At 58.5% G+C, this 11,550-nt stretch carries 11 protein-coding genes; 9 read left to right on the forward strand and 2 right to left on the reverse strand.

The window, feature by feature from the left end; translation table 11 throughout:
- Positions 1-5 precede the first annotated feature (5 nt).
- The 6 genes from hpaH (at position 6) to hpaC (ending at position 6,275) form a co-directional block, all read left to right on the forward strand.
- Complete coding sequence (gene hpaH, locus QOT07_RS02790) at positions 6-809, forward strand: 2-oxo-hept-4-ene-1,7-dioate hydratase (protein ID WP_085119594.1); 804 nt, start codon at positions 6-8, stop codon at positions 807-809.
- A gap of 39 nt (positions 810-848) precedes the next feature.
- Positions 849-1,643, forward strand: coding sequence for a 4-hydroxy-2-oxoheptanedioate aldolase (gene hpaI / locus QOT07_RS02795; protein WP_283602546.1), 795 nt, complete (start codon positions 849-851; stop codon positions 1,641-1,643).
- Positions 1,644-1,673: 30 nt separating this feature from the next.
- The gene (gene hpaX, locus QOT07_RS02800; protein WP_099063176.1) at positions 1,674-3,044 is read left to right on the forward strand and encodes a 4-hydroxyphenylacetate permease; all 1,371 of its coding nucleotides are present in this window, start codon (positions 1,674-1,676) and stop codon (positions 3,042-3,044) included.
- A 59-nt stretch (positions 3,045-3,103) separates the two neighbouring features.
- Positions 3,104-4,000 (forward strand): 4-hydroxyphenylacetate catabolism regulatory protein HpaA, encoded by an 897-nt coding sequence (gene hpaA / locus QOT07_RS02805; RefSeq protein ID WP_099063175.1) that lies wholly within the window; start codon positions 3,104-3,106, stop codon positions 3,998-4,000.
- 179 nt (positions 4,001-4,179) lie between these two features.
- Positions 4,180-5,742 carry a 4-hydroxyphenylacetate 3-monooxygenase, oxygenase component gene (gene hpaB, locus QOT07_RS02810; protein WP_085119598.1) on the forward strand — a complete coding sequence of 521 codons (1,563 nt, stop codon included), beginning with the start codon at positions 4,180-4,182 and terminating at the stop codon, positions 5,740-5,742.
- Between the two features lie 17 nt (positions 5,743-5,759).
- The gene (gene hpaC, locus QOT07_RS02815; RefSeq protein WP_085119599.1) at positions 5,760-6,275 is read left to right on the forward strand and encodes a 4-hydroxyphenylacetate 3-monooxygenase, reductase component; all 516 of its coding nucleotides are present in this window, start codon (positions 5,760-5,762) and stop codon (positions 6,273-6,275) included.
- 38 nt (positions 6,276-6,313) lie between these two features.
- Here the strand turns inward: hpaC and ampH are convergent, their stop codons facing one another.
- Positions 6,314-7,456 (reverse strand): D-alanyl-D-alanine-carboxypeptidase/endopeptidase AmpH, encoded by a 1,143-nt coding sequence (gene ampH / locus QOT07_RS02820; protein ID WP_099063174.1) that lies wholly within the window; start codon positions 7,454-7,456, stop codon positions 6,314-6,316.
- A gap of 161 nt (positions 7,457-7,617) precedes the next feature.
- Entirely contained in the window at positions 7,618-8,376 is a 759-nt protein-coding gene (locus QOT07_RS02825) for a FadR/GntR family transcriptional regulator (protein ID WP_099063173.1), read from the reverse strand.
- A gap of 235 nt (positions 8,377-8,611) precedes the next feature.
- On the opposite strand from QOT07_RS02825, the gene QOT07_RS02830 reads away from it, so the two are divergent.
- The 3 genes from QOT07_RS02830 to QOT07_RS02840 are packed head-to-tail and all read left to right on the forward strand — an operon-like array spanning position 8,612 to position 11,544.
- The gene (locus QOT07_RS02830; RefSeq protein WP_112348484.1) at positions 8,612-9,352 is read left to right on the forward strand and encodes an SDR family oxidoreductase; all 741 of its coding nucleotides are present in this window, start codon (positions 8,612-8,614) and stop codon (positions 9,350-9,352) included.
- 54 nt (positions 9,353-9,406) lie between these two features.
- Positions 9,407-10,252, forward strand: a complete 846-nt coding sequence (locus QOT07_RS02835) for a fumarylacetoacetate hydrolase family protein (protein WP_099063171.1) — start codon at positions 9,407-9,409, stop codon at positions 10,250-10,252.
- A 14-nt stretch (positions 10,253-10,266) separates the two neighbouring features.
- Entirely contained in the window at positions 10,267-11,544 is a 1,278-nt protein-coding gene (locus tag QOT07_RS02840; RefSeq protein WP_283602547.1) for an L-fuconate dehydratase, read from the forward strand.
- Positions 11,545-11,550: the final 6 nt, after the last annotated feature.

Below are 11,550 nucleotides of genomic sequence, written 5' to 3' on the forward strand. Positions count from 1 at the left end.
CGTCAATGTTGGATAAAGAGCTGGTTAGCCGTGCCGTGCAACGTTTGCATCAGGCGGAGCAGAACCGTGAGCAGATCCGCGCGCTGTCGCTGGATCATCCCGAGATCTCCATCGAAGACGCCTATGCCATTCAGCGGCAGTGGGTGGCGCTGAAAATCGCCGAAGGCCGCACCTTGAAGGGCCATAAAATCGGCCTGACGTCGCGCGCCATGCAGGTCAGTTCGCAGATCACTGAACCGGATTTCGGTGCGTTGCTGGATGACATGTTTTTTAACGACGGAAGCGATATTCCGATCGATCGCTTTATCGTGCCGCGCGTTGAGGTCGAGCTGGCGTTTGTGCTGGCCAAGCCATTGCGTGGGCCGAACTGCACGCTGTTTGACGTCTACAACGCCACCGATTACATCATTCCGGCGCTGGAGATCATCGATGCACGTAGCCATAACGTCGACCCTGAAACTCAGCGCCCGCGCAAAGTGTTCGACACCATTTCCGATAACGCCGCTAACGCCGGTGTGGTGATGGGCGGCCGGCCAATCAAACCGGACGCGTTGGATCTGCGTTGGATCAGTGCGCTGCTGTACCGCAACGGGGTGATCGAAGAGTCCGGCGTCGCAGCGGCGGTGTTGAACCATCCGGCCAACGGCGTGGCCTGGCTGGCCAACAAGCTGTTCCCGTATGACGTGGAACTGGAAGCCGGACAGGTGATCCTCGGCGGCTCCTTTACCCGGCCGGTAGCGGCACGACGCGGCGATACCTTCCATGCCGATTACGGCCCGATGGGCTGCATTAGCTGCCGGTTTGTTTGATTTCCCCCTCAGGGAGGGGAAAACACCATGGAGAACACAATGTTAACCAACGTTTTTAAGCAGGCGCTGCAGGAAAAGCGCCCGCAGATTGGCCTGTGGCTGGGGCTGTGCAGCAGCTACAGCGCAGAACTGCTGGCCGGTTCCGGTTTTGACTGGTTGTTGATCGACGGCGAACACGCGCCCAACAACGTGCAAACGGTGCTGGGGCAGTTACAGGCGATTGCGCCTTACCCGAGTCAGCCAGTGGTGCGCCCGGCATGGAATGACGCGGTGATGATCAAGCAATTGCTGGATATCGGCGTGCAGACGCTGCTGATCCCGATGATCCAAAATGCCGAGCAGGCGCGTGATGCGGTGCGTGCTACCCGTTATCCGCCGCACGGCATACGCGGTGTTGGCAGCGCGCTGGCGCGTGCCTCTCGCTGGAACCGGGTGCCGGATTATTTGCAACAGGCCGACGCGCAGATGTGCGTATTGGTGCAGATCGAAACCCGTGAGGCGGTGAAAAACCTGGATGAGATCCTGCAGGTGGAAGGGGTCGATGGGGTGTTTATCGGTCCGGCAGATCTGAGTGCCGATATGGGGTATGCCGGCAATCCACAGCAACCGGAGGTGCAACGCACCATCGACGATGCCATTGCGCGCATCAGCGCTGCCGGCAAGGCACCGGGCATTCTGACCGCTAACCCGGAGCTGGCGCAGCATTACCTGGCGTCCGGCGCGCTGTTTGTCGCGGTCGGGGTAGATACCACCCTGCTGGCGCGGGCAGCGGAATCCCTGGCCGGTCGCTTTAAGCAGCAACAGCCTCCCGTGCAATCCCCGGGCGTTTATTAGGTTGCAGGACGCAATCTTACTGGAGACACCATGAGCAACGTCGATTCGCTGCCGCCGGTTAACCCGGCGCAGCAACATAAAGCGTTAACCGCCACCGAGCAATCGGTGATTAAAAAGCTATTTCGGCGACTGATTATTTTCCTGTTTGTGCTGTTTGTTTTCTCTTTCCTCGACCGCATCAATATCGGTTTCGCCGGGTTAACCATGGGCAAGGATCTCGGCCTCAGCTCGACCATGTTCGGTCTGGCGGCGACCCTGTTCTACGTCACCTATGTGATCTTCGGTATCCCGAGCAATATCATGCTGGGGATCGTCGGGGCACGGCGTTGGATCGCCACCATTATGGTGCTGTGGGGCATCGCCTCGACCTGTACTCTGTTCGCCACCGGGCCGACCAGCCTGTATGTGCTGCGGATGATCGTCGGCATTACCGAAGCCGGTTTTCTGCCGGGTATTCTGGTGTATCTCACCTACTGGTTCCCGGCGTTTTACCGCGCTCGCGCCAATGCGTTGTTTATGATCGCCATGCCGGTGACCATGGCGATTGGTTCACTGGTGTCCGGCTATATTCTGGCGCTGGACGGGCTGATGAACCTCAAGGGCTGGCAATGGCTGTTCCTGGTGGAGGGCATTCCTTCGGTGCTGTTGGGCGTGGTGGTGTGGTTCTACCTGGACGATACTCCGGCCAAGGCCAAATGGCTGACCGACGAAGAAAAAACCAGTCTGAAAGCCATGATGGACGCCGACAAGTTGCAACTGGTGCAGCCCAATGGGCCGGGTAGCCATCGGGCTATGCAGCAGCGCAATCTGTGGCGAGAAATCTTCACCCCGATTGTGCTGATGTACACGTTGGCCTATTTCTGCCTGACCAACACCCTGAGCGCCATCAACATCTGGACACCGCAGATCCTGCAAAGCTTCAACCAGGGCAGCAGCAACATTGTGATCGGTATTTTGGCGGCGATCCCGCAGATCTGTACCATTGCCGGGATGATTTGGTGGAGTAAAAGATCGGATCGACTACAGGAGCGCAAGCACCATACCGCGTTGCCGTACCTGTTTGCCGCCGCGGGTTGGTTGCTGGCTTCTGCCACCGATCACAGCATGATCCAACTGCTGGGGATCGTCATGGCTTCTGTCGGCTCGTTCACGGCTATGGCGATCTTCTGGACTACGCCGGATCAGTCGATCAGCCTGGAGGCGCGGGCAATCGGGATCGCGGTGATCAACGCCACCGGCAACATAGGATCGGCGGTCAGCCCGCTATTGATCGGCTGGTTTAAGGATCTGACCGGTAGCTTTAACTCCGGGCTGTACTTTGTTTCGGCGCTGCTGATCATCGGCGCGTTGATCGTCTGGCGTATCCCGATGCAAAGTTCACGTCCACGGGCCACGCCTTAGTGAGGACAGTTTGCGGGCGCGGTATGCGGCGCCCCTTACCGGGGGAATGAGGTCATTACATGCAGAAAAGTACCGGTTTTATCGCCAACATCGATATCTGCAAAGAGTACGATGCGCGTTACGCCACGGATGAAGTGCATTATGAAACCTTTGCCGGGCTGGCGGCCTTTTTTGGCCGCGATATGCAGGTGCACTGGCACGACCGCTTCTTCCAGGTGCATTTTCTGGAGACCGGCAAGATTGAGCTGCAGTTGGACGATCAGCACTATTCGGTGCAGGCACCGCTGTTTATCCTGACACCGCCCTCGGTGCCGCATGCCTTCTTCACCGAGCCGGACAGCGACGGTCACGTGCTGACGGTGCGTCAGGAATTGATCTGGCCCTTGCTGGAGCGGCTGTATCCCGGCAGCAATCTGGCAATGGATATGCCGGGTATTTGTCTGTCGATGGCCGACGCGCCGCAGGAACTGACGGCGCTCAGCCATTATTGGGCGTTGATCCGGCGTGAGTTCGGCCAGCGCTTGGCCGGCCGCGAACAGACGCTGGCGTTGCTGGCACAGGCGGTGTTGACCCTGCTGTTGCGCAATGCATCGCTGGAGGATTCCGCCACCAGTGGGGTGCGCGGCGAGCTGAAATTGTTCCAGCGTTTCAACCGGATGGTGGACGAACGATTCCGCGATCACCTGCCGGTACCGGACTATGCCCAGGCGCTGGGCGTCACCGAATCCAGACTCAACGACCTGTGTCGGCGTTTCGCCAATCAGCCGCCCAAACGACTGATATTCGATCGCCTGCTGCGTGAGGCCAAACGCATGCTGCTGTTCAGTGCCTGCACGGTGCATGAAACCGCTTATAGCCTGGGCTTTAAAGATCCGGCCTATTTCGCCCGCTTTTTCAATCGGCTGGAAGGCTGCTCCCCCTCGACCTACCGCGCTGCACAACATTCCCTTTCGTAAGCTGGATCACAGTTTGCCGCTAAAGCGGCAAACCTGCCTGAAAAGTACCGGCGATTGCCGCAAAAGTCTCTTCTCGAAACCGGCATTGGGGGCTTCAATTAAGCAACCAAAAGAAAACATTATTTTAACAAGTGGCCGAACCCACGGCCCCTAAAATACCGATTACGAGGAAGAGTTAAATGAAACCTGAAGACTTTCGTGCTGACAACAAACGCCCGTTCACCGGTGACGAATACCTGAAGAGCTTGCAGGACGGCCGTGAAATTTATATCTATGGCGAGCGGGTGAAAGACGTGACTACCCATCCGGCATTCCGTAATGCGGCGGCCTCGGTCGGTCAACTGTACGACTCACTGCATGACCCGGTTAGCCAGGACCGCCTGTGCTGGGGTACCGATACCGGCAACGGCGGCTACACCCACAAATTCTTCCGCTACGCACGCAGCCCGGAAGAGCTGCGTCAGCAGCGTGACGCCATCGCCGACTGGTCGCGTCAGAGCTACGGCTGGATGGGGCGCACCCCGGACTACAAAGCGGCCTTCGGCTCCGCGCTGGGCGCTAATCCCGAGTTTTACGGCCAGTTCGCCGACAACGCCCGCCACTGGTACAAACGCATTCAGGAAACCGGGCTGTACTTTAACCACGCTATCGTCAACCCGCCGATTGACCGCCACAAGCCGGTCAACGAAGTGAAAGACGTGTTTATTCAGGTGGAGAAAGAGACCGACGCCGGCATTATCGTCAGCGGTGCCAAGGTGGTAGCGACCAACTCGGCGCTGACCCACTACAACTTTATCGGCTTCGGTTCGGCCCAGGTGATGGGTGATAACCCGGATTTTGCGCTGATGTTTGTCGCACCCATGGATGCCGAAGGGGTGAAACTGATCTCCCGCGCCTCCTATGAACTGGTGGCCGGTGCCACCGGATCGCCGTTCGATTACCCGCTATCGAGCCGTTTTGATGAGAACGATGCGATCCTGATTATGGATCATGTGTTGATCCCATGGGAAAACGTGCTGATCTACCGCGATTTCGATCGTTGTCGTCGCTGGAGTACCGAAGGGGGATTCGCCCGCTTGTTCCCTTTACAGGCCTGTGTTCGCCTGGCGGTGAAGATGGACTTTATCACTGCGCTGCTGCAAAAGAGCCTGTCCTGTACCGGCGTGTTGGAGTTCCGTGGCGTGCAGGCCGATCTGGGCGAAGTGGTAGCCTGGCGCAATCTGTTCTGGTCGCTGACCGATGCGATGTGTGCCGAAGCCACCAAGTGGGAAAATGGCGCTTATCTGCCGGATTCCGCTGCGCTACAGACTTACCGCGTGATGGCACCAATGGCCTACGCCAAGGTGAAGAACATCATCGAAAAGAACGTCACCAGTGGCCTGATTTACCTGCCGTCCAGCGTGCGTGACATGAATAACCCGGAGATCGACAAGTACCTGTCCCGCTATGTGCGCGGATCCGACGGTATGGATCACGTCGAGCGCATCAAGATCCTCAAGCTGATGTGGGATGCGATCGGCAGTGAGTTCGGTGGTCGTCACGAACTGTATGAGATCAACTATGCCGGCAGCCAGGATGAGATCCGCCTGCAGTGCCTGCGTCAGGCGCAGGGATCCGGCACCATGGGCAAGATGATGGAGATGGTCGACAAATGCCTGTCCGACTACGACCAGCACGGCTGGAAAGTGCCGCATCTGCATAACAATGACGACATTAATCAGTTGGATAGACTGCTTAAGTGATCCGCAAGGAGGTTTGTATGTCTCAGGAAAATGAACACCGTCTGCTGTTTCGCGACGCCATGGCCAGCCTGTCCGCAGCGGTGAATATCGTCACAACCGACGGCCCGGCGGGGCGCTGTGGTATCACTGCCACCGCGGTTTGCTCAGTGACCGATACACCACCGACGCTGCTGGTGTGCATAAACCGGAACAGCGCGATGAACCCGGTATTTCAGGCCAATCAGCGGCTGTGCGTCAACGTGTTGAACCATGAGCAGGAGCTGATGGCACGCCACTTTGCCGGTATGACCGAGGTCAGCATGGAAGAACGTTTTCGTCTGGATGACTGGCAGAGCGGCACGCTGGGGCAGCCGGTGCTGCGTAACACGCTGGCCAGCCTGGAAGGGGAGATCGAGCAGATCCAGAGCATCGGCACCCATCAGGTGTATCTGGTGCAGATCCGCCAGATCGTGGTAAGCGCGGCCGGCAACGGGCTGATCTACTTCAAGCGCAACTTCCATCCGGTGATGCACGAAAGACTGGCTCTGGCCTGACATTCATGGGGCGCAGCTCACTGCTGCGCCCCATGGCATTAACTTTTATTCGCCGCCAAATCACTTACCAGCCGGTTCACCGGATCGCTCATGTTGGTGAACTTGCTCAGTTCCGAGCGGGTCACCACCACAAACACCCCGACGTTTTTCTGCGGGATCATCGCCATATAGGTAATAAAGCCGCCACCCCCGCCGGTTTTCTGAATAATCCCCGGTAACTCACCGTTCGGTGCCATATACACCCAACCCAGTCCCAGCGCACTGGCTTCACCCGGTACGTCCATGCCTTTTAGCGACACCAGATCGTTACGCTGGAAATACATGGTCTGTTCGCTGGCGGCGGTCGATTTACGGGAGCCGGAAACATTGGAGGTCAGGAACTGCTGCATCCAGCGCTGCATGTCGCGCGGCGTGGAGTAAACGCCGCCGCTGCCGGCCGCGGCAGTGGTATCACGGCAGGCGCTGGGGCCGGCCGAGGCTACCATCAGGCGTGAACACTGTTCGGCGCTTGGGCTCAGGGTGGTATCGACCATGCCGAGCGGCGCGGTGATCTTTTCTTTCAGCAGGGCGCTGTAGGGTTTGCCCGCCGCGCGGGATAACGCGTCGGCCAGCAGGTCATACGCCAGATTGGAATAAGAGGCACGTACGCCCGGTGGCACCGCGACGTTGGCATGTTCCAGCCACTGCCAGCGCTGTGCCTTGGTCGGCCAGGTAAAGACCGGTGTTTTCGGCGGCTTCTTGCCCGGTTGTTCACGCGGCAGTGCGCTGGTGTGGGTTGCCAGATTCAGTAACGTGATCGGTTGGCGAGTGTTATAAGCCGGGACGTAAGCGCCCTGTGGGGCGTATTTGCGCAGCGGATCGTTGAGCTTGACCCGGCCTTCTGCCGCCATCTTGACCATCACTTCGCTGGTCATCAGCTTGGTGATAGAGGCGATGCGGATCAGGGAATCCGGGCGTGGGCGCAGATTATTGCCGGGTTTGGTGTCGCCAAAACTGCGGTTAACCACCTGATTACCGTCGATCACCACCAGTGCCATCCCGGTGGCACCGCTGTTGTAGAAAATATGTTCAGCATACTGGTCGACAATTTGCGAGGCCAGTTGCGGTGCGGCGGCCTGTGCGGCCAGCGGGGCGGCACACAGGCTCAGCGCCAGCAATGAAGCGGAGAAAGAGTTCTTCAACGGTTGTTATCCATTTTAAAAGGCAACAGGAAAAAGGCCTGAACCGGGATATGAGCCGGTTTCGTCTGTTGTCAGTGTAATGTGCCTCGGCCCTGGCTGCATGTGGAAAAAAGAGCGGTTTGATAAATAATTTTCTGCCGCCCTGATGATGCCGAATCGACTTACTGTGCGCGGGTGAAAATGGCGATCACCTGATCCAGATGGGCCTTCATTGCCTTGCGCGCACCGCGCACGTCACGCGCTTCGATCGCCGCTAAGATGGCCTGATGTTCCTGCTCGGAACGGTGTGACATATCGTCCGGCGTATAGTTGCGCTGCAGTACGCGGAACATGCTGCCATAGCGGTGGCCGAGCAGGTGACCGATGATAAAGGCGTAGGCCGGGTTGCCGCTGGCCTGGGCGATGCGGATATGGAACAACCGGTCACCGGGATGGGTGGCAGATCCTTCACGGTTATCACGGCAGTTTTGTTCGTAGGCGGCACGGATGCCTGCCAGCTCCTGGTCAGTAGCATGGCGGGCGGCCAGCGCGGCGGTTTCCGGTTCGATCAATAAACGGGTTTGCAACAGTGAGAAGGGCGGCAGCTCGGCATTAAAATCCAGCTCGATATTCAGCTCATCATCGATTTCTGCCCACTGACCGCGCCCGGCCTGTGCCATCACCGGTTCCTGCGAAATCATTACCGGCGTCTGTGCCCGGACGATCACCCCATTGCCGACTTTGACATCCACCAGACCAATCACTTCGAGTGCGATCAGCGCCTCACGCACGGAGGCCCGGCTGACCTGTAACTGCTGGGCCAGATCCCGCTCGGACGGCAGGCGGCTGCCTGGTGGAAATTCATTATTATCGATGAGCCGTTTCAATTGGTCGGCTATCTGTCTGTAAATACGTGGGTTTTCCAGTCGGGTGATCGGCATTTTTTACCTTAGGCTATTCGAAGTTAAGTGATGCTGCGCACAAATATTGCTCAAGCCGCTTGAGTAATCGTTATTCAAGTGTAAAAAATTGGTTAATCAAAATGCTGTTTTAAGTGTGTCTCATAATATTCTCACCAAACCATAACGCGTAAAGCGTCTTTTGTCATGTTAAAGGTCCGACCTTTAAACGCCTTTAATGGCCTGACCATTAGGCCTTTAGGCCAAGGGAGCGAAAATGAATTTAACTGGAAAACGCGTGCTGATTACCGCCGCTGGACAGGGGATTGGTTTCAGCACTGCCAGGCTGTTTGCCGATGCGGGCGCCGAGGTGATCGCCACCGATATCAACACCGAACAACTGCAGGGGCTGCCCGGTATTCGACCGATGACGCTGAACGTGACCGATACTGCGGCGATCGCCGCGGCGGCGGAAACCCTGGGGCCGATCGACGTGCTGTTCAACTGCGCCGGCGTGGTACACAGCGGCTCGATCCTCGAGTGCAGCGAAGAGCAGTGGGCGTTTGCCCTCGATCTTAATGTGACGGCGATGTTCCACATGATCCGTGCCTTCTTGCCCGGCATGCTGGCGCGCAAAAACGGTTCGATTATCAACATGTCGTCGGTCGCTTCCAGCGTGAAAGGGGTGCCGAACCGCTTCGCTTACAGCGCCAGCAAGGCGGCGGTGATCGGCCTGACGCGTTCAGTGGCGGCGGATTACGTCACCCAGGGCATCCGGTGTAACGCCATTTGCCCCGGCACGGTGGAATCACCGTCGCTGCGCCAGCGTATTGCCGAACAGGCGCGTGAGCAGGGCCGCAGCGAAGAAGAGGTGTATCAGGCGTTTGTGGCCCGCCAGCCGATTGGCCGTATTGGCACCACCGGCGAGATTGCCCAGTTGGCGCTCTATCTGGCGTCCGACGCCAGTTCCTATACCACAGGTACGGTGCAGATTATTGACGGCGGCTGGAGCAACTGAGGCCCGGAACTTCAGGCGATGACGCCCGACACATTTTTCTACAGTGAGGACAGGATGAAACTTTTACGCTATGGCGCACCGGGGCAGGAACGTCCGGGAATATTAGACAGTCAGGGGCAGATCCGTGACCTTTCACAGCATATCGCCGATCTGAGCGGTGAGGCACTGTTGCCTGCCGCTTTGGACAAATTGCGCGCGCTGGACATCAACCAACTGCCGACGGTGGCTGGACAGCCGCGTTTGGGGCCATGCGTGGGCCACATCGGCAAATTTATCTGCATTGGTCTGAATTATGCCGATCATGCGGCGGAAACCGGCGCGGCAATCCCTTCTGAGCCGGTGGTGTTCAGCAAGTGGACCAGCGCGGTGGTGGGGCCTGACGATCAGGTGCAAATCCCGCGTGACTCGCTCAAGACCGACTGGGAGGTGGAGCTGGGTGTGATCATTGGTCAGGGCGGACGCTATATCAGCGAGCAGGACGCGATGCAGCACGTTGCCGGCTACTGCGTGATTAACGACGTCTCGGAGCGTGAATTCCAGATCGAACGCGGCGGCACCTGGGACAAGGGCAAGGGGTGCGACACCTTTGGCCCCACCGGCCCCTGGTTGGTGACCGCCGATGAAATTGCCGATCCCCATAGCCTGAATCTGTGGCTGGAGGTGGACGGCAAGCGCTATCAGGACGGCAACACCAGCACCATGATCTTCCGCATTCCCCAAATCATCAGCTATCTGAGCCGCTTTATGAGCCTGCAGCCGGGCGACGTGATCTCTACCGGCACGCCACCGGGCGTCGGCATGGGGCAGAAGCCAACGCCTCTCTACCTGAAAGCCGGGCAGACGATGCGTCTGGGGATTGAAGGTTTGGGTGAACAGCGTCAAACAACCGTACAAGCCTGATGGGGAGCACTGCCATGACGAAGATTACCGCACTGCGGGTTGAAGATATCCGCTTCCCCACCTCGCTGGCGCTGGACGGATCCGACGCGATGAATCCGGATCCGGATTACTCCGCTGCCTACGTGATCCTGGAGACCGATCGCGACGATCTGAGAGGCCACGGGCTGACCTTTACCATTGGCCGCGGCAATGAGATCTGCTGCGCGGCGATCCGCGCGCTGGAGCATCAGATCGTCGGGGTGTCGCTGGAAGAGATCGCCGCCGATATGGGCGCTTTCTGGCGACGCTTTACCAGTGACAGCCAGTTGCGCTGGATCGGCCCGGACAAGGGGGCGATCCACCTGGCGACCGGGGCGGTGATCAACGCGGTTTGGGATCTATGGGCCAAAGCCGAGGGCAAGCCGGTGTGGCGGCTGGTGGCCGAGATGACCCCCGAGGAACTGGTGCGTTGCATTGATTTTCGCTACATCACCGACTGCATTACCCCGCAGGAAGCGCTCACCCTGCTCAGACAACGGGCGCAGGGCAAGGAACAGCGCCTGGAGCGGCTGCTGCAGGAGGGTTACCCCTGCTACACCACTTCCGCCGGTTGGCTGGGCTATCCGGACGACAAGCTGCGCCGGTTGTGTCAGGAAGCGGTCGATGCCGGTTTCTCTTACCTGAAGCTGAAGGTCGGGCGCGATCTGGAAGATGATATCCGCCGGGTGCGCATTGCCCGCGAGGTGATCGGCCCCGATCGTCAACTGATGATCGACGCCAACCAGGTGTGGGAAGTCAACGACGCCATTCCCTGGGTAAAGCATCTGGCCTTTGCCAAACCCTGGTTTATCGAAGAACCGACCAGCCCGGACGACGTGGAAGGGCATCGCCGCATCCGCGAGGGGGTGCATCCGGTCAAGGTGGCCACCGGTGAGATGTGCCAAAACCGCATCATGTTCAAGCAGTTCATCATGCGCGAGGCGATTGACGTGGTGCAGATCGATGCCTGCCGTCTTGGTGGCGTCAACGAGGTGCTGGCGGTGATGCTGATGGCGGCCAAATACCAGTTGCCGGTGTGCCCGCATGCCGGGGGCGTGGGACTGTGCGAATACGTTCAGCATCTGTCGATGATCGACTACCTGTGCATTGCCGGCACCCACGACGGCCGGGTGATCGAATACGTCGATCATCTGCATGAACATTTTGTCCACCCTTGTGAGGTCAAGGGAGCGGCCTACATGCCGCCGCTCAATCCTGGCTATTCGATTGAGATGCATGCGGCGTCGCTCGAACAATACCGGTTCCGCGGTTGAACGGGC

Source organism: Serratia proteamaculans (genome assembly GCF_949794035.1).
GTDB classification, from domain to species: domain Bacteria; phylum Pseudomonadota; class Gammaproteobacteria; order Enterobacterales; family Enterobacteriaceae; genus Serratia; species Serratia proteamaculans.

What these genes read in the sequence shown, in the direction of transcription:
- hpaH (WP_085119594.1), top strand. Translation starts at nt 6, where the DNA reads ATGTTGGATAAAGAGCTGGTTAGCCGTGCCGTGCAACGTTTGCATCAG.
- hpaI (WP_283602546.1), top strand. Translation starts at nt 849, where the DNA reads ATGTTAACCAACGTTTTTAAGCAGGCGCTGCAGGAAAAGCGCCCGCAG.
- hpaX (WP_099063176.1), top strand. Translation starts at nt 1,674, where the DNA reads ATGAGCAACGTCGATTCGCTGCCGCCGGTTAACCCGGCGCAGCAACAT.
- hpaA (WP_099063175.1), top strand. Translation starts at nt 3,104, where the DNA reads ATGCAGAAAAGTACCGGTTTTATCGCCAACATCGATATCTGCAAAGAG.
- hpaB (WP_085119598.1), top strand. Translation starts at nt 4,180, where the DNA reads ATGAAACCTGAAGACTTTCGTGCTGACAACAAACGCCCGTTCACCGGT.
- hpaC (WP_085119599.1), top strand. Translation starts at nt 5,760, where the DNA reads ATGTCTCAGGAAAATGAACACCGTCTGCTGTTTCGCGACGCCATGGCC.
- QOT07_RS02825 (WP_099063173.1), bottom strand. Translation starts at nt 8,376, where the DNA reads ATGCCGATCACCCGACTGGAAAACCCACGTATTTACAGACAGATAGCC.
- QOT07_RS02830 (WP_112348484.1), top strand. Translation starts at nt 8,612, where the DNA reads ATGAATTTAACTGGAAAACGCGTGCTGATTACCGCCGCTGGACAGGGG.
- QOT07_RS02835 (WP_099063171.1), top strand. Translation starts at nt 9,407, where the DNA reads ATGAAACTTTTACGCTATGGCGCACCGGGGCAGGAACGTCCGGGAATA.
- QOT07_RS02840 (WP_283602547.1), top strand. Translation starts at nt 10,267, where the DNA reads ATGACGAAGATTACCGCACTGCGGGTTGAAGATATCCGCTTCCCCACC.